This is a genomic window from Azoarcus sp. PA01, assembly GCA_001274695.2.
GTDB lineage: Bacteria > Pseudomonadota > Gammaproteobacteria > Burkholderiales > Rhodocyclaceae > Aromatoleum.
The window spans coordinates 901,932-919,208 of the sequence record LARU01000002.1; the positions used below are offsets into that span (position 1 = coordinate 901,932).

The 17,277-nt window shown below is 63.6% G+C and carries 18 protein-coding genes; 10 read left to right on the forward strand and 8 right to left on the reverse strand.

Annotated elements, in window-relative coordinates; translation table 11 throughout:
- Positions 1–15: 15 nt before the first annotated feature.
- From PA01_05270 to PA01_05310, 9 genes are all read left to right on the forward strand, one after another.
- Positions 16–1,152 carry a DegT/DnrJ/EryC1/StrS family aminotransferase gene (locus tag PA01_05270; GenBank protein KON81100.1) on the forward strand — a complete coding sequence of 379 codons (1,137 nt, stop codon included), beginning with the start codon at positions 16–18 and terminating at the stop codon, positions 1,150–1,152.
- Positions 1,153–1,377: 225 nt separating this feature from the next.
- A complete protein-coding gene (locus PA01_05275; protein ID KAI5913036.1) occupies positions 1,378–2,397 on the forward strand; it encodes a glycosyltransferase in 1,020 nt (339 codons plus the stop codon).
- Between the two features lie 12 nt (positions 2,398–2,409).
- Entirely contained in the window at positions 2,410–3,522 is a 1,113-nt protein-coding gene (locus PA01_05280; GenBank protein KON81101.1) for an acyltransferase, read from the forward strand.
- 253 nt (positions 3,523–3,775) lie between these two features.
- On the forward strand, positions 3,776–6,295 hold the full coding sequence (locus PA01_05285) for a hypothetical protein (protein KON81102.1): 2,520 nt from the start codon (positions 3,776–3,778) through the stop codon (positions 6,293–6,295).
- 202 nt (positions 6,296–6,497) lie between these two features.
- Complete coding sequence (locus PA01_05290; GenBank protein KON81103.1) at positions 6,498–7,196, forward strand: transposase; 699 nt, start codon at positions 6,498–6,500, stop codon at positions 7,194–7,196.
- Between the two features lie 251 nt (positions 7,197–7,447).
- The gene (locus PA01_05295) at positions 7,448–7,741 is read left to right on the forward strand and encodes a BrnT family toxin (GenBank protein KON81104.1); all 294 of its coding nucleotides are present in this window, start codon (positions 7,448–7,450) and stop codon (positions 7,739–7,741) included.
- Positions 7,731–8,015, forward strand: coding sequence for a BrnA antitoxin family protein (locus tag PA01_05300; GenBank protein KON81105.1), 285 nt, complete (start codon positions 7,731–7,733; stop codon positions 8,013–8,015). Before PA01_05295 ends, PA01_05300 begins: the two co-directional genes overlap by 11 nt.
- 227 nt (positions 8,016–8,242) lie before the next feature.
- A complete protein-coding gene (locus tag PA01_05305; GenBank protein KAI5913037.1) occupies positions 8,243–8,497 on the forward strand; it encodes a BrnT family toxin in 255 nt (84 codons plus the stop codon).
- Positions 8,472–8,807, forward strand: a complete 336-nt coding sequence (locus tag PA01_05310) for a helix-turn-helix domain-containing protein (GenBank protein ID KON81106.1) — start codon at positions 8,472–8,474, stop codon at positions 8,805–8,807. The genes PA01_05305 and PA01_05310 overlap by 26 nt, the downstream gene beginning before the upstream one ends.
- Positions 8,808–8,927: 120 nt before the next feature.
- On the opposite strand, the gene PA01_05315 is transcribed toward PA01_05310, so the two are convergent.
- The 5 genes from PA01_05315 to PA01_05335 form a co-directional block, all read right to left on the reverse strand.
- Positions 8,928–9,248: a hypothetical protein gene (locus PA01_05315; GenBank protein ID KON81107.1), complete on the reverse strand. Its 321-nt coding sequence runs from the start codon at positions 9,246–9,248 to the stop codon at positions 8,928–8,930.
- Positions 9,235–9,516, reverse strand: coding sequence for a hypothetical protein (locus PA01_05320; GenBank protein ID KON81108.1), 282 nt, complete (start codon positions 9,514–9,516; stop codon positions 9,235–9,237). Before PA01_05320 ends, PA01_05315 begins: the two co-directional genes overlap by 14 nt.
- A gap of 410 nt (positions 9,517–9,926) precedes the next feature.
- Positions 9,927–10,889, reverse strand: a complete 963-nt coding sequence (locus tag PA01_18575; GenBank protein ID KAI5913038.1) for a hypothetical protein — start codon at positions 10,887–10,889, stop codon at positions 9,927–9,929.
- 328 nt (positions 10,890–11,217) lie between these two features.
- Positions 11,218–12,108, reverse strand: a complete 891-nt coding sequence (locus PA01_05330) for a glycosyltransferase family 2 protein (protein KON81109.2) — start codon at positions 12,106–12,108, stop codon at positions 11,218–11,220.
- A gap of 141 nt (positions 12,109–12,249) precedes the next feature.
- A complete protein-coding gene (locus PA01_05335; GenBank protein ID KON81110.1) occupies positions 12,250–13,257 on the reverse strand; it encodes an NAD-dependent epimerase in 1,008 nt (335 codons plus the stop codon).
- Positions 13,258–13,403: 146 nt separating this feature from the next.
- Here PA01_05335 and waaA point away from each other — a divergent pair, with 146 nt between their 5' ends.
- Positions 13,404–14,696: a lipid IV(A) 3-deoxy-D-manno-octulosonic acid transferase gene (gene waaA, locus PA01_05340; GenBank protein KON81111.1), complete on the forward strand. Its 1,293-nt coding sequence runs from the start codon at positions 13,404–13,406 to the stop codon at positions 14,694–14,696.
- Positions 14,697–14,807: 111 nt separating this feature from the next.
- Here waaA and PA01_05345 read toward each other — a convergent pair whose 3' ends face one another.
- From PA01_05345 to PA01_05355, 3 genes are all read right to left on the reverse strand, one after another.
- Entirely contained in the window at positions 14,808–16,172 is a 1,365-nt protein-coding gene (locus tag PA01_05345; protein ID KON81112.1) for a TolC family outer membrane protein, read from the reverse strand.
- 17 nt (positions 16,173–16,189) lie between these two features.
- Complete coding sequence (locus PA01_05350) at positions 16,190–16,513, reverse strand: rhodanese-like domain-containing protein (GenBank protein ID KON81113.1); 324 nt, start codon at positions 16,511–16,513, stop codon at positions 16,190–16,192.
- An 84-nt stretch (positions 16,514–16,597) separates the two neighbouring features.
- Positions 16,598–17,251 (reverse strand): protein-L-isoaspartate O-methyltransferase, encoded by a 654-nt coding sequence (locus PA01_05355; GenBank protein KON81114.1) that lies wholly within the window; start codon positions 17,249–17,251, stop codon positions 16,598–16,600.
- Positions 17,252–17,277 lie beyond the last annotated feature (26 nt).

Consider the following 17,277-nt stretch of genomic DNA (forward strand, 5'->3'; position numbering starts at 1 on the left):
TTTCGAGTGTCCGCCATGCGCCCGCCCAAAGCTTTCGACGAGCCGGTCTATGTGACCCGGCCGCTGCTGCCTCCGCTCGAGGAGTACACCGCGCTGTTGCAGCAAGTATGGGACAGCGGCTGGCTCACCAATGGCGGCCGGCAGCATGCCGAGCTCGAGCGCGAGCTCGCCCGCCACCTCGGCGCGGAGCAGCTGAGCCTGTTCAACAACGGCACCATCGCGCTCATCGTCGCCTGCCAGGCCCTGCGCCTGAGCGGCGAAGTCATCACCACGCCCTTCACCTTCCCGGCGACGCCGCACGTGCTCAGCTGGAACAACATCACGCCGGTCTTCGCCGACATCGATCCCGATACGCTTTGTATCGATCCGGCGCGCGTCGAGGCGCTGGTCAGCAACCGCACCAGCGCGATCCTCGGCGTCCATGTCTATGGCGTGCCGTGCGACGTGCACGCGCTCGACGACATCGCCCGGCGCCAGGGGCTGCGCGTGGTGTACGACGCCGCCCACGCGTTCGGCACCACCGTCGGCGACAAGCCGATCGCCGCCTTCGGCGACGCCACGATGTTCAGCCTGCACGCGACCAAGCTCTTCCACAGCGCAGAGGGCGGAGCCTTGGCGGTGTCCGACCCCGACCTCAAGCAACGCATCGACCTGTTGAAGAACTTCGGCATCAAGAACGAAGACGAGGTCGTCATGCCCGGCATCAACGGCAAGCTCAGCGAACTGCAGGCCGCGCTCGGGCGGGTCGTGCTGCGCCACGTCGACGCCGAGCGCGCCCGCCGCGCGGAGGTGCGCCGCATCTACGAACAACGCCTGCAGGGCGTACCCGGCCTGCGCCTGCACGCGATGCCCGCCGGCGTCGTCGACAGCCTCCAATACCTCGTGCTGCGCATCGACGCCGTCGCCGCAAGCTGCGACCGCGACACCCTGCATGCCCGCCTGAAGCGCTACAACATCGTCACGCGCAAGTACTTCCACCCGCTGTGCAGCGACTACAGCTGCTACCGTCAGCTGCCCACCGCCAGCCCGCGGCACCTGCCGGTGGCCTACCGGATCGCCACCGAAGTGCTGGCGCTGCCTTTCCACGGCACGCTGGCCGCGGACGACGTGCATCGCATCTGCGACGCGATCCTCTACGCCTTGCGCCAATGACCCTAGAAACAGCAGTTGCGCCGGTAAAAATCCGCTCATCCTTCGACAGGCTCAGGACGAACGGATTTTTACCTCCTCACCCATGGGGTGGCACCACCGTTCGCCCTGAGCTCTTCGACTTCGCTCAGGACAGGCTTGTCGAAGGGCTTTCGATACGACAACTGCGGTTTCAAGGATGACGCTGCACCGCCCGTCCGCCTCGCTCGGCAAATCTCTTCCGTTGTCATGAAATTTTTCCAGACCCTGCGCGCCCGCCTCGCCGGCGCGCCGCTCGTGAGCGTCGTCGTCGCGAGCTACAACCACGCGCCTTTCGTCGCCGAAGCACTGCAAAGCGCGCTCGACCAGGGCATCGACGCGCTCGAGATCCTCGTCACCGACGACGGCTCGTCCGACGGCACCGCCGCTGCGGTGGCCGCGTTCGCCGCAGCGCACCCGACGCGCCGCATCGAACTCAACGCTTTTGCGCAGAATCGCGGCGCCTGCATCGCGATGAATGACGCCATCGCGCGCGCGCGCGGGCGCTATATCGCGGTGCTGAACTCGGACGACCGCTTCCTGCCCGGCAAGCTGCGCCGCCAGCTCGATTTTCTCGCCGCCCATCCCGGTGTCGGCGCGGTGTTCGGCCAGCCCTGCTTCATCGACGAACAGGGGCGGCCGTTCGAAGATCCCGCGCACAAGGACCACGCCGTGTTCAACGCCGGCAACCGCTCGCGCCATGCCTGGTTGCGCCATTTCTTCGACCACGGCAACGCCCTGTGCCACCCCACCGCGCTGATCCGCCGCGCGGTGTATCGCCGCGTCGGCCTGTACGACGCGCGCCTCGCCCAGGTGCCCGACCTCGACCTGTGGATCCGCGTGTGCATGCACTTCGACATCCACGTCATGCCCGAGGCGCTGACCGCGTTCCGCATTCGCGACTCCCAGCAGAACGCCAGCGCGGCCCGCCCCGAAGTCGTGGTGCGCGACGCCTGGGAGCGAGCCGTCATCCTGCGCCACTACCTGCAACTGCCCGAGTCCGGACTGCTCCAGGTGTTCCCCGAATTGCGCGACCAGCCCGGCAGCGTGGTCGAACGCCTCGCGCGCCATGCGCTGGCGCTGCCTTATCCGTTTCACCACCGTTTCGCGCTCGACGCCTGGCATGGCAGCCTGCCCGCGGCGTGCCCTCCGGGCGATGCCGATCCCCAGGCGTGGCGCCGCTTCATTGCCGCGAGCGGCGCGACCGACCTGCACCGTATCCACCACTAGGCGTGCCCGCCCGTGCAATCCTCGCAACACGGCTACCTGAGCCGTCTCGACCACCTGCGCTTCTTCGCCGCTGCGCTGGTGGTGCTGTTCCACTTCTTCCACAGCCACGTGGGCGACCTGCGGGCGCGCAATCCGCTGGTGTCGCTGATCGACGAAGGGCACACCGGCATCGCCCTGTTCATGGTCATCAGCGGCTTCATCTTCACCGTCATCGCCGGCGACCGCGACATCCGCTACGGCGGCTTTCTGCGCAACCGCATCCTGCGCATCTACCCGCTGTTCACGTTCGCGGTCTTCCTCCAGCTGCTGATCAGCACTTACAACAACCACTACAACTACGGCTTCCACCAGCTCATCGGCTGGCTGATCCCTTTCCGCTCCGAGACGGTGCCGCTGTCGCCGTATTTCGCGCAGCTGTGGACGATCTGGGTGGAATTCCAGTTCTACCTGATCTTCCCTTTCCTGCTCGCCTTCTCGCGCCGTATCGGCGTGCGCTACCTGTTCGGCCTGCTGCTGCTGCTGGTGCTGGTGCGCGCGCTGGTGTTCGCCGCCAGCGGCAGCGTGCGCTTCCTCGCCTATGAAACCATCTTCGGCCGGCTCGACCAGTTTCTCGTCGGCATGCTCGTCGGCCTTGCTTGGCAGCGCCGTGCGCCGCCGGCGTCCGGCCTGAACCCCGCGTGGCTGGCGCTGGCCGCCGCCGCGCTGGTCGCGGGCCTGCACGCTTTCAGCCGCAAAGTGGGCTTCTCCGAGCTGAACAGCCCGTTCTGGATCCTGTGGCCGGCAGTCGAGGCGGCGCTGTGGGCCGCCGTCGTGTGGGCTTACCTGCGGGCGCGCTGGCCTGGCCCGGCGGCGTTGCGCCGGCGCATCGATGCTTCCCTCGCGGCGCTCGGCGCGGTGAGTTTTTCCACCTACGTGCTGCACAACCTCGTCATCGCCGCCTACAACGCCCGCCTGCCCCTGCTCGATTCCGGCCTCGGCGTCGGCGCCAATGCCTTTTTCACCGGCCTGCTGCTCGTCCTGCCGTTGGTGCTGGCGCTGTCGGCGGTGACCTATCTGCTGATCGAAAAACCCTTCCTCGCGCTGCGCGGGCGCTACCTCGGTTCGCGGGTGGACGGAAGGGATTAATCCGAAAGGATTAGAAGTTCATCTGAAATCCAGGAAAAGTTTCCACACCTCTGATTTTTAAGACTGTTTCCAGCCGTGCCGTGTCGCGCCACGCTGCCGCGGCAATGTCACGGGCTTACGCCTTCTGCGTACTGGCCGGAGCGCGGGTCTCGACATACAATCCGTTACGTATTCCAGGTGCGTTCCAAAGCAGCTCTGCCGACGTTCGTCACCGTCCCGTCGTGAACCGCTTTTTTCAACCGTGAGGTCTCAGATGTACTTCTCTACCGGTGCTCAACTGCAAGCCGCTCTGTCCGCCCTGCCCGCGAGCAAGGTCGGCACCTACGTCGCCTTCGACGCTTTCTACTATGGTGCCACTTACATGGGCGCCTACTCGGGCACGCTGACCCCGATCGAGCACTTCGTGCAAATCGGCGCGGCCCGCGGCGACAAGCCCAACGCTGATTTCGATCCGACGTTCTACGCCAACCAGTACGCCGACCTGAAGGGCCAGGGATTCGATGCCGCCGATCTGATCTACCACTTCGTGCGCTACGGTCTCGATGAAGGCCGTGCGCAGAGCACCACCTATCTGAATTTCGACGGCGAGGCCTACCTCGCCGCCAACCCCGACGTCAAGACCTATGTCGAAGACAACCTCGACCAGTTCGGCGGCAGTCTGACGAACGGCGCGATCGCCCACTTTGTCAAGTTCGGTGAAGCGGAAGGACGTGTGTCGCCGGGGATTGTGACGGGTGAGACTTTTACGCTGACTACGGGTGCGGATAACATCGTTGGTACCGCAGGTAACGACACCATCAATGCCCTGACCGTCAAGGCGGACGGCACGGATGCGACCACTCTGACTGCTTTCGATTCCATCGATGGCGGTGCTGGTAACGATACGCTGAACATCTTCACCAAAACGGGTTTTAACGATGGCGCTTTCCCCGCTAACGTTACCGTCAAGAATGTTGAAACCATCAACTACAACAATGCCAACGCCGGTGTGGCTATTGACGCGTCCAATTTCGTTGATGCTACTACCATCAACCAGATTGGCTTTGCCGCTGCTGTAACTGAGCTGGCTACAGGCACCACTGCTAGCTTCACGGATTTGACCGCGACCGCACTGAGCGTGACCGCAGCCGATGCCGCCACCTCCGCAGCCGTCGCCCTGAACGCTGCCAAAGGTGTTGCAGTTACTAACGTGGCAACCTTGGCTGTCGATGGTGCCGCCCTGAACAGTGTGGCCGTTACTGGCACGATTGCTCAGACCACCACCGTCGCAGGCGCTCCGGCTGCATCGCTCGCCTTGAACGTCACCTTGGCTGAAGACGTCGAATCTGCGACTGTCAATACCGCTGTCAAGACTGCGCTGACCATCGAAAACGCTCTCGCTTCCACCAAGAATCTGACCAGCATTGACGCCTCGGCCAGCACCGGAGACATCACCTACACCAGTGCGGATACCGAAGTTGCCACCATCAAGACCGGTGCCGGCAATGATGACGTAGTGATCCGAACCGTAACCAGCAACGTCGTTGGCGCTGTTGTCAATGCTCTGGTTGAAACCGGTGCAGGCAACGATGCAATCGATGTTCAAACCACTGGCACTGGTACCACCACCGTGAATGCCGGCGATGGCGACGATGTCGTCACCCTGACCAATGGTCTGAACACTGCCACCCGTATCGACGGCGGCGCAGGCTCTGACGCAATTGAACTGGCCGGTAAGACCTTGGTTGCCGAAGACTACGTGCTGTACGGCAATGCCGTCAGCAACGTCGAAAAGATCGAATTCACTGGCGCAACCGCAGCTGTGGTTGATGCATCCAAACTGGCTGAGTTCGGTACCTTTGCTTTTGCCGGCAATGCGACTGACTCCGTGACGGAAGCCTCTGCTGCTGCTCTGGAAACGGCCTTTAACCTGCAGGCCTTCTCGACCGGTTATAAGGCTGACAGTGCTGCTGACGCTGATACGCTGACCGACGCTTATGGCGGCAACTTGAGCATCACCCAAACTGGCACTGGCATCATCGACGCCTTCGCGGCTTCGGCTGCCTTGGCAGTCAAGGCGGGTACTGCGGGTAACGTTTTTTCGATCGTAACTGGCGACGTTCAGTCCCTCGGTATCACGCTGACCAACGGTGCCAACTCTGATACCAATCCGACTGCAGACACCCTAAGCAGCGCACTCGTGGACGTTATCGGCGGCGAAAACGCGGCACTGACCAGCCTGACTCTGTCCGGCAACGGTAGTGCAACAGTTATTGGCGGCGCCAAGCTGGCTACTATCGATGCTTCGGGCCTTGGTGGCACTCTGGCCTATGGCGCCACTGCTGGCAACGTGACGGGCGGTTTGACCTTCATCAGCGATGCGACTGTTACTGAATCCATCAAGGTTGGTGCCGGTACTGATGCCCTCATTATCGCTTCGACCTACGACAAGATGGACACCATCACTGGCTTTGATGCTGTGAAGGAAACCAACGACTTCAAGTCGACCACTGACGTGCTGAATTTTGCTGGCGTTGCCCTGGATGGGCTGGTCACGGGTGAAGCGACCAAGGTCACTCTGAGTGCTAATGCGACGACCTTGGATCTGGCATTTGTTGAAGCTGCTGCTGCTGATGCCACCCTTGGAGGTGGTGACGCTGTGTTCTTCCAGTTCGAAGGCAACACCTACCTGTTCTCGAACCAAGGCACCGCCGCTCTGGAAGCAGGCGATCTGGCTGTCAAAGTTGTCGGTCTGGTTGACTTTGCTGATGACTGGAGCGTGTTCACTGCCTAATCTCCCCGGAGACAAGCACCTGCCCTCGGGTAGGTGCTTGAGGTGATTGAAACCCTGTCCTTCTCACGAGGGGCAGGGTTTTTTCATGATAAAAAACAGGGCACCTCGAAAAACCCCTGTTTTCTTCGAGCAGAACAACAACAGGGGACAGACCACGGTTTCCTGCTGGACTTCGTCAGTTTCCCCTACTGCTGGAGTCCCCATGCCACGACGTCCGCGGCTGTCTTTGCCTGATGTGCCGCTGCACCTGATCCAGCGCGGCAACAATCGCCAGCTTTGCTTTGTCGCTGACGAGGACTACCTTTTTTATCTCGATTGGCTGGAGCAATATGCAGACAAGACGGGCTGTCGCGTCCATGCCTATGTGTTGATGACCAACCATGTGCATTTGCTGGTGAGTTCCAGCCGCGCCGCGGCGCCGGGTGAGTTGATGAAGGCGCTGGGGCAACGCTATGTGCAGTATTTCAATCGAGCGTACCGGCGCAGCGGCACCCTCTGGGAGGGGCGGTATCGCTCTTGTCTGACGCAGGCTGAGGATTACCTGCTGGCGTGTCAGCGCTATATCGAGCTCAATCCGGTGCGTGCCGGGATGGTGGCGCATCCGGCCGAATATCGCTGGTCGAGTTATCGCGCCAATGCACAAGGCGAAGAGAATCCCCTGGTTGCGCCGCACGAGGTGTACCTCGGCTTGGGCCAGGATGCGGCATGCCGTCAGGCCGCCTATCGGGAGTTGTTCCGCTTTGAGCTCGAGCCGGGCTTGGTCGATCAGATTCGGGTGGCGGTCAATGGTAACTATGCGCTGGGGAGCAAGCGTTTTGCCGACGAGATGGCTACCGCTTTGGGACGGCGCGTGACACCTGGAAAATCCGGAAGACCGCGCAAGACACCTGAGCCTATGTAAAAAGGAGAAACAAAGGGACACCCACTTTGTTTACCGATTCTGTCCGGCCCGTGGCGCTCGCTCGGCGCTGACCGGAACGAAACGCCCGGGCCATCCTCCGCTTCCTGTGCGACAGGACCAATACAGCGGGTGCTCGTTCGAGCGCCGGCGGCGCTGGGTCGTAGAGCGCGCCAAGGGGCTGACCGGCGACATCAATCGCCTTAATCGGTCAGTTGTATTGACAACGACAATACGTTGGCTAGACTTTGCGCATGGATGTCCAGTTCGAGCTGAACGGCGAGCTCTTCGTATGGGACGAGGACAAAGCCAGGAGGAATCTGCAAAAGCATGGGGTTCGGTTCGAAGAGGCGGTCTCCGTCTTTGCCGATCCGCTCTTCGTCCTGGTCGATGCAGGGCGGAACGACGAGTCGCGCGAAGCCGCCATCGGCCTGGATGCATCCGGACGCCTGCTGTTCGTGGTGCACATCGAAATCGAGGACACCTGTATCCGCATCATTTCCGCGCGCCGCGCGACACTTGACGAGGAGAACCGCTATGCTGAGTGAGCGCCTCAAGAATCGCCTCACCAAAGACCGGCCGATGACCTCGATCACGCTACGCATCCCCGCGGACGTAGTGGAGTCGATGAAGGCCATTGCTCCCCAGCGCGGCTTTGCCGGCTATCAGACCCTACTGAAGTCCTACATCAGCGAAGGGCTGCGGCGTGACGAGGCGCAGTTCGCGGCCACGCACGAGGCACGCCTGATTGAAACGCTTAAGCGGCTCGGCGTCTCCTCGGAACTGATCGAGAAGGCGGAGCAGGAGTTGAGGGCGGCTTGACCCGGGGCAGGCGAAGAGAGGATGCGAATAGATAGGGGACAGACCACGGTTTCCTACTAGACTTCGTCAGCTTCCCCTACTGCTGGAGTCCCCATGCCACGACGTCCGAAAAACAAAGGGACACCCACTTTGTTTCCTTGCTTTGTTTCCTTGACACTCTCCTGCTTGCGAAGCGTCGGCCATTGAACTACATTTCCCCATGAATTTCGAATGGGATGAAGCTAAGAGTGAAGCGTGTTTTTCAGGAACGCGGGTTCGATTTCGCCTACGCAGCCAGAGCCTTCTTCGACCCGGATCGCACGATCCAGGCCGGTACCCGGTCCACCTATGGTGAAGATCGCTATCAGTTGATGGGCAAGATCGAACAGCGGCTGCTCGTGGTGGTGTACACGCCCAGGCACGACGCCATTCGCATCATCTCGGCACGCAAAGCGAACCGACGAGAGGTCAGGCACTATGAAAACAGTACGCGTGACAATTGATCCTGCCGTCCCCGCCTCGTGGCTCACCGGTCGCATCGACCCCGCTCGCGTGGATGCCGTCACCGAGGACGAGCTCGCCAGGCAAGCCGCCGCGGATGAAGCCGAGGCCATGCAGGATGTTGCCAGGTTCGTTCGCCGTGTTCGTAAGCGCCTGGGGCTGAGCCAAGCGGACTTCTCCGAACGGATCAACGTCCCCCTGGAGACTATCCGCAATTGGGAGCAAGGCAAGCGCAGCCCCACCGGCGCCGCCAAGTCCCTGCTCAAAGTGCTGGACAGAGCTCCCGAGGCAGCCCTCGCAGCCTTGAGTTGAAACTGGTGTCGCCGACAAGGACACCCACTTTGGACGTTGGCATGCGTCTCCTCTAGTCTTACGCCGCGACGGCGGGGATGAATGTACTGTGGGTGGGGTGGTAACGGATGAGCGGTACGCTCACTTCTTGCCGTAGGTGGCATCGTGATCAGGCGCGATGGTCAGCAGACGGATGAAATCCCCATCCCGGTAAGCAGTCGCCCGTCGAGCCTGTGTGATCCGCAAGGAATAGATGGCGTCGATTCCAGCTGGGGGCCTGACGCTGGTGATCTTCTCCCACTTGAGGCCCTGGTCGCGGTACAGCTGGTTCCAGGTCAGCTGGCGGATTTTGTTGAGGGTATCCAAGGCCGGGTGGCGCTCGGGTTTCTGCAGCGTGAGCAGGTTGTCCTGAAACACCGGGTTGTTCAAGTCGAGCCTGACCTTGGTCTCACTGCTCGCCATGTTCAAGGCGCTTCAACGTGTCTTCGGTATCGGTATCCGATGCGGCATGGGCGACGGACCAGGCCATGGCCGCTTGCAGATCGGCTGCCGCCTTGGGTTCGTGGAGCCAGCGCTCGTTGTCCGGGATGACGGTTGCAGTGCGCACGATCCAGACGCCGGGCTCGCGTTCTTCCACCAGCACCTGACGGCCAGCGTATTGCTTGCCCAGCGAAATCTGGCCGTTAGTGCCGACGATCTTGACCGTGGGGGAGGGTGCAGTGATGGCCATGAGGAGGCTCCTTGGTGGTTCCGCACGATATTCTAGTTTTAGTGCAGCACTAATTCAAGGCAGCGGTAGCAGGCGGCGGTAGCGGTGGCATGAGGTTGCGAATCCGCAAATTTGCGAATTACCCGGACACTGCGCTGGCCCGGACTCTGAACCGCTGGGGCTTAAATCCGCCAAGGGGCGATTTTTCGCTCGCCCCGATCTGCAAATTTGCCGATCGGCACCAACGACAAAGCGCCCAACCCCACCGGCGTGGACCGATGAGATTGGGGGGAAGCTCAGGAGCACGAAACCGGCTTGATGCGCCACAATGAGCACCGCATCCCAGGTCACCCTGAAGGCACAAAGGCCACCTGATGAGACACATTCGGTGGCCTTTGTACTAGAGGGCTTCGGTCGGCTTCCGGTCCGGTTCAGCTCACCCAGAAGTCACCGGCTGTCAGCGCAAGCCCGGGGGCGAGCGCTGCGAACTGGACCGCGCTACTGTCTCCCGAACCGTCGACGTCGTAATACAGCGCGCCGCTCGCGGAGTCGTAAATGAGGTGATCGTTCGCGTCCAAGGCCGTCGTCGCGCCTGGCCCAACATGCAGCATGCCGGACGAGACTGGGCCGGTGCCCCCGAGGGCGACGAACACGGCGTTGTCGAGCACCAGCGTGTCGTCAGCGACGTTGAAATCGGTGATGTAGTCGAGGTTGAGTGCGGCCTGCGGGGGGGTCGTGAATTCGAAGCGGTCGGCGCCGGGCCCGCCGGTCAGCAGATCGTTCCCCCAGTCGCCGCGCAGGACATCGTCGCCGGGGCCGCCGTTCAGGTGATTGGCCAGCGCCGAGCCGACGAGCACGTCGTTGCCGGCTTTGCTCGTCACGCGCTGTTCGGCAAAACCCATTTGGATGTAGTGGAGCGTGGCCGCCTCGAGGTTGTCGCCGAAGGCGCCGCGAAGGTCGTCGTACTTGGCGAGGTAGAACTCGGGGTCGAAGGTGATGCTCCGCCCTTCGGCACGGCCGTAGTCGAAGTAATGGCGTATACCCGCACCCGCATCGGCGCCGAAGGCAGCGATCAGATCGGGGTAGCTGGCGATGTATGCCAGGCCTGCCAGGTCGTCGAAAGTCGCCGTGCGTCCTTCCGCATAGCCGTAATTCACGTAGTGCGCGACGCCCGCCTCGGCATTCGTGCCGAACGCCGCGCTCAGGTCACCGTAGCTGGCGATGTACTTCAGCCCGTCGAAGGTGATCGTTCTACCCTCGGCTATGCCGTGGTTGAAGTAATGGTCCCGCGCGGCGTCGACATTCGCGCCGAACGCGAGGATGAGATCGTCGTAGCTCGCCAGGTAACGCAGCGCATCGTGATTGCTGAGGAAAGCGCTCTTCGAAATTGCCATTGTCTTCGCTCCTTTGAGGGTAGTTCGACAACGTCATGGTAGGACAGGGGGCGTGGTCTTGCAATTGCCATTGTCTTCGCTCCGATGGTCGTAGCCCGGGCGGAAGCTCGCGACTGCAGCCAGGATCAGAGCGTGGTCGCCGTCGCAAAAACAAAAAGACACAACTTTGTTTTGATGTTGAAGTGCGAAAACCACCTGCCGCAGCTGCCACCGCAACCGCTGATGCCGTTTGACGCCACTGCCCGACGCGAAGCCGTCATCCCGTTCGCGTTGGACGTCTACCTGGAACTGACGGACATAATGTTGCGGCGTCGTTGCCCAAGCCGCATCAACTGTACTTGCCCATTCGGCCGGCAAGCCCGTGACAAACGCCTTTCGTCATCATCCACCAATGCCTTTGCCGCGGCCGTGCGAACAAAGTGTAGAAACCGTATTTGAGCAGCAGGCGCCAGCCGTCCGCGATCTTCCAGTGCAGCGGCAGTTCACTCTGCCCGTATAGCCATATGGCATTGCGAAAATGATAATAGTGCCGCAGTGGACTATGGAGCGGAATTTTCCGGTTCAGAAACCGGATCGGCTGGTCCCCGAGGTCGTGGCCCATCGTGGCCCCGCACACACCGAAGGACCGAAAACCCTTCTGCCGCGCCCGAAGCCCCCATTCGATATCCACGTAATCGATGAAAAGGTCCTCTTTCATGTCGCCGACGACGTCGAGTACGCGCATCGGGATCAGACAGCCGGATGCGATCAGGTAACTGACTTCGACGACGGAGTCGGGAGCGGCACAAGACTGCCGCTCTACCCGAATCCCCTCGACGCGTATGAACGGCGGCGGATTGTCCTGCCGCTCGTCGAGATAGCGGGGCCCCATTGCTGCCACGGCGACGCCTTCAGCGCACTTGGCTTCTGCCGCCTCCCACAGCCTCCGCACCATGTCCGGTGCGGGGACGCTGTCGTGATCGAACAAGATGACGTACTCGGCATGCAAGCTTCTGAGATGGGCGATACCTGCATTTTGTGCTGCTGCGATCCCGCGGTTCTCGCGCAGGGCAATCAGTTCGAGCGGAGTCGTCGATCGATAGCCAGCAATCCAGTTGAGCGTCTCGGGCGACGAGCCGTTGTCGATGACGACGACGCGGGCGACTTGCGGCGTCAGGCTGTCGAGCAGGCGCAGGAGTTTTTCTCGGTCCGGATGATAGGTAACGACAACGGCAAACACATTGATTGGAATGATATGAACCTCTTGCTCTTCCGGTCAGGCATCTGTGAATACATCCAGGCATGTATCCCTGCTACCGGAGCTTCTAGCTCGCCTGTCGCAGACAGCAGCATCCGCGATCGGAGCATTTAAGCGACCGGCTCAGGCCGCGTAGTAGCCGCGGTACCACTCGACAAACCGCCCCACTCCGTCCCGCACGCTCGTCCCCGGCTTGAACCCCGTCCACGCATTCAGCTCCGCGGTATCGGCATACGTCGCCGGCACGTCGCCGTCCTGCAACGGCAGGAAGTTCTTCTCCGCCTTGCGACCGATCGCGTCCTCGATCGCTTCGATGAACGCCATCAGCTCGACCGGATCGTGGTTGCCGATGTTGAACACGCGGTACGGTGCGTCGCTGCGCGCCGGGTCCGGCTGCAGCGCGTCGAAACCGGCATCGGGCTCAGCGACGCGGTCGAGCGTGCGCACGACGCCTTCGACGATGTCGTCGATGTAGGTGAAGTCGCGCATCATCCGGCCGTGGTTGAAGACGTCGATCGGGCGGCCTTCGAGGATCGCCCGTGTGAACAGGAACAGCGCCATGTCGGGGCGGCCCCACGGCCCGTAGACGGTGAAAAAGCGCAGCCCGGTGGTCGGCAGGCCATAGAGGTGGCTGTAGGTGTGCGCCATCAGCTCGTTGGCTTTCTTGGTCGCGGCGTAGATGCTGACCGGGTGGTCTACGCTGTCGTGCTCGGAGAACGGCATTTTCGTGTTGCCGCCGTAGACGCTCGAGCTGCTCGCATACACGAGGTGCCGCACGCCGCCGTGGCGGCAGCCTTCGAGGACGTTCATGAAGCCGACGACGTTGCTGTCGACGTACGCGTGCGGGTTCTGTAGCGAATAGCGCACGCCCGCCTGCGCGGCGAGGTGGACGACGCGCTCGAACCGTTCCGCGGCGAACAGGCGCTCGATGCCGTCGCGGTCGGCGACATCGAGCCTGACGAAACGGAAACGCGGGTGCGGCGTGAGGCGCGCGAGACGGTCTTCCTTCAGGCGCGGGTCGTAATAATCATTGAGATTATCCAGGCCGACGACCTCGTCCCCGCGCGCGAGCAGCACTTGGCAGACATGCATACCGATGAAGCCGGCGGCGCCGGTGATGAGAACTTTCATGGTCAGGCCCGTCCTGTTCACGTCGAGCGGCGGATTATCTCATACCCGGTTGTAATGCTGCCTGCGCAACCTCCGGTTACGAAAGCGGGCTCGCGCCGCACGCCGCTATACTTGCCGCACCGGTTCGGACCCTCTCCAACTTTTTGATGATCGCCCGCCTGCCCTACACGCTGCTCTGGATTCTCGCGCTGCCGGTCGTGCTGCTGCGTCTGCTGTGGCGCGCGCGGCGGCAGCCGGAATATCTTCGGCACGTCGGCGAACGTTTCGGGCGGTATCGCGTTGCGGCGCCCGCGCCGGTGTTCTGGGTGCACGCGGTGTCGGTCGGCGAGACGCGCGCCGCCGAGCCGCTGGTGCGCGCGCTGCTCGCGCGCTGGCCGGATCGCAGCGTCGTGCTGACGCACATGACGCCGACCGGCCGGGCGACTTCCCAGGCGCTGTTCGGGGACGATCCGCGCGTGCTGCGCGTTTATCTGCCGTACGACCTCGGCTTTCTGTCGGCGCGCTTCCTGCACCGCTTCCGGCCGCAGGTCGGGCTGATCATGGAAACGGAGTTGTGGCCGAACCTGCTCGCGGCGTGCCGGAAGCGGCAGGTGCCGGTGCTGCTCGCGAACGCGCGCCTGTCGCAGCGCTCCGCATCGCGCTACGCGCGCTGGCCGGCGCTGACCGGGCTCACGCTCGGCGCCCTGAACGCGATCGCGGCGCAGACCGACGCGGATGCGCGGCGGCTTGCGGCGCTCGGCGGCGGGCGGGTCGATGTGACCGGCAACATCAAGTTCGACATCGCGCCGCCCGAATCCCAGCTGCAGCTCGGCGACGCTTTCCGTGCACGTTTCGGCGATCGCCCGGTGATCCTCGCCGCGAGCACGCGCGAAGGCGAAGAAGCCCTGATGCTCGACGCGTTCGCGGCGTGCGCCCCGGGCGACGCGCTGCTCGCGCTCGTGCCGCGCCATCCGCAGCGTTTCGACGAAGTCGCAGCGCTTGTACGGGCGCGCGGCCTCGGCCTGCAGCGGCGCTCCGACGACGCGCCGGTCGCGCGGGACACGCGCGTCTGGCTCGGCGATTCGATGGGGGAGATGTTCGCGTATTACGCGGCAGCCGATGTCGCGCTGCTCGGCGGCAGCTGGCTGGCATTCGGCGGGCAGAACCTGATCGAGGCGTGCGCCGTCGGCACCCCTGTGATCCTCGGCCCGCATACGTTCAACTTCGCGCTGGTCGCGGAGCAGGCGGTCGAAGCAGGCGCCGCGCTGCGCGCGGACGATCCCCGCGCGGGAATGGCGGCAGCAGTCGCGCTGCTTCGCGATCCGTCCCGGCGCCACACGCTCGGCGCCGCGGGACGAAGTTTCGCTGCGGCGCACCGCGGCGCGACCGAACGAACGATGGCGATCATCGAGGAGTTCGTTGACGCCGGCAAGGCTTCGGACACGCCGCGGCGGCAATGACGGCCAGGACTATTACGGCGGCAATCAAATAGAACCGTTCGCCCTGAGCCCTTCGGCAAGCTCAGACAGGCTTGTCGAAGGGCTCAGCCCGAACGGTATTTGATTGCCGGGTTAATAACGCGAGGCCGGCCCGAGCTGCGCGGGCGGAAGGTTCATCGCGCTCTCGGCGAGCAGCGCGTTGATCACCTGGACGTCCTCTTCGCCGAGCGTCCCCGCCGCCGCCTTCAGCCGCAGCTGCGCGAGCAGCGTGTCGTAGCGGGCGCGGGCGAGCTGGCGCAAGGTGTCGGCGAGCTGGCTTTGCGCGTTCAGCACGTCGATGTTGATGCGTACGCCGACTTCATAGCCGAGGCGGTTCGCCTCGAGCGCCGACGTCGACGACACCTGCGCGGCTTCGAGCGCGCGCACCTGCGCCATGCCGCTGGTCACGCCGAGATAAGCCTGGCGCGCGGCGAGCGCGGCGTTGCGGCGGGCCTCTTCGAGATCGGCGTCGGCGCGGACCCGCAATGCCGCCGCTTCACGCGTACGCGACGAAACCGCGCCGCCCGCGAACAGCGGCAAATTGAACTGCAGGCCGACCGTCTGCGCATCGCTTTCCGTCCGCCCACCCAAACCGGCGAAACTGCTGCTGGTGCTGACGCCGCTCTGGTGGCCGTAAGTCGCGACGACATCGACAGTCGGGTAATGGCCGGCGCGCGCGAGCTCGACCTCGCGCGCCGCGATCTCGCGCGACACCTGCTGGGCCTGCACGCCATAAGCCCCCTGCTCCGCAGCGCTCGCCCAGGCGACGATGCTGTCCGGCTGCGGCCGCGCCAGCGTCACGCCGCCGCGCAACCCCGCCAGCGGCTCCGGGTCCTTGCCGATGATCTGCGCGAGCGCGTGGCGGCGCACGTCCAGATCGTTGCGCGCGGCGATTTCCTGCGCGACGGCGAGATCGAAGCGCGACTGCGCCTCGTGCACGTCGGTGATCGTCACCGTGCCGACTTCGAAGCTCGCTTTCGCGAGCTCGAGCTGTTCGGCGGCGGCGGTGCGCAGCTGCGTCTGCGCGACCAGCACTTCCTGGGCAGTGAGGACATCGAAATAGGCCTGCGACACGCGCAGGATCAGGTCCTGGCGCGCTTCGCCGAACTGCACGCCGGCGAGCGCGGTCTGCAGTTCGCCCTGCTTGTACTGCACCCAGTTCTGCCAGCGAAACAGCGGCTGCGTCAGCTGCACGCCGTACGCGTTGCTGTTGTAGCGCCGCTCGCCGAACTGGCTGCTATCGACGTCGTTCCACGTCGTGTCGGCCGACGCGCCGACCACCGGCAGCAACCCGGCGCGGCCCTGTACGACCCGTTCCTGGCCGGCATCGAACTGCGCGCGAGCGGCCGCATAGCGTGCGTCGTTCGCCAGCGCGTCGCGATACACTTCGAGCAGATCGGCGGACCACGCCGCTGCCGGGATCAGGCTCGCCACCCAGATTGCCAGCGCGCGCTTCATCGGCTTCCCCCTCCGCTTCAGTACCGGGCCATGGCCGGGTCGACCTGCGCCGCCCAGGCTGCGACGCCGCCCGCCAGATTGATGACGTTGCGAAAGCCCTGGCGCTCGAGGAACATCCCGACCTGGGCGCTGCGCGCACCGTGGTGGCAGATGACGACCGTCTCGGCGCCGCCGTCGAGCTCGCCGAGGTGGGCCGGCACCGTCGCCATCGGCATCGGCTGCGAACCTTCGATGTGGCAGGTTTCGAATTCCCACGGTTCGCGCACGTCGAGCAGCACGGGCTTTTCGCGCGACGCATCATTGAGCCGGTCGGCGAGTTCGGGAGCGGTCATCTGGCGCATCGTCACATCCTCCAAAGTGGAGTTTCGCTTACTCTCGCAGCGGTGGCATGCGCCCGCGATCCGGCAGGCGGAAGCCGCCGCTGCTCAGAACCTGAATTCGTCGGGGCGCTGCGCGTTCTTCAGCATCGGCACGACGGTCTCGAAAATGTCCTCGCTTTCGTACGCCCCTTCGCCGACACAGGTCACGAGCCGCGCTTTCATCACCGGCGCTTCGCCGACGAACGCGAACAGGCGCCCGCCGACCTTGAGCTGGGCGAGCAGCGCGGGCGGCAGCATCGGCAGGCCGCCGGACATGACGATGACGTCGTACGGGGCGCGGCAGCTCCACCCCGCGGCCGCGTCGCCGTCTTCGACGATGACGTTCTCGACGCCGTAGCGGGCAAGGTTTTCCGCGGCGAGCTTGACGAGTTCGGGCTCGATGTCGATCGTGCGCACCCAGTCCGAGCACGCGGCGAGCAGCGCGGCAAAGTAGCCGGAACCGGCGCCGACTTCGAGCACTGTGTCGGAGCGCTTGACCTGCAGCGCCTGCAGGATCTTGCCTTCGATGACGGGTTTCAGCATCGCCTGGCCGCAGCCGATCGGGATTTCGATGTCGGCAAAAGCGAGCGTCTTGTAGGCGGCGGGAGCGAACTCCTCGCGCCTGACCGCCATCAGCAGATCGAGCACGTCCTGATCCAGCACATCCCAGGGGCGGATCTGCTGCTCGACCATGTTGAAGCGGGCTTGTTCGAAATTCATTTTGGGCTTCCTGTGCAAATATTAGC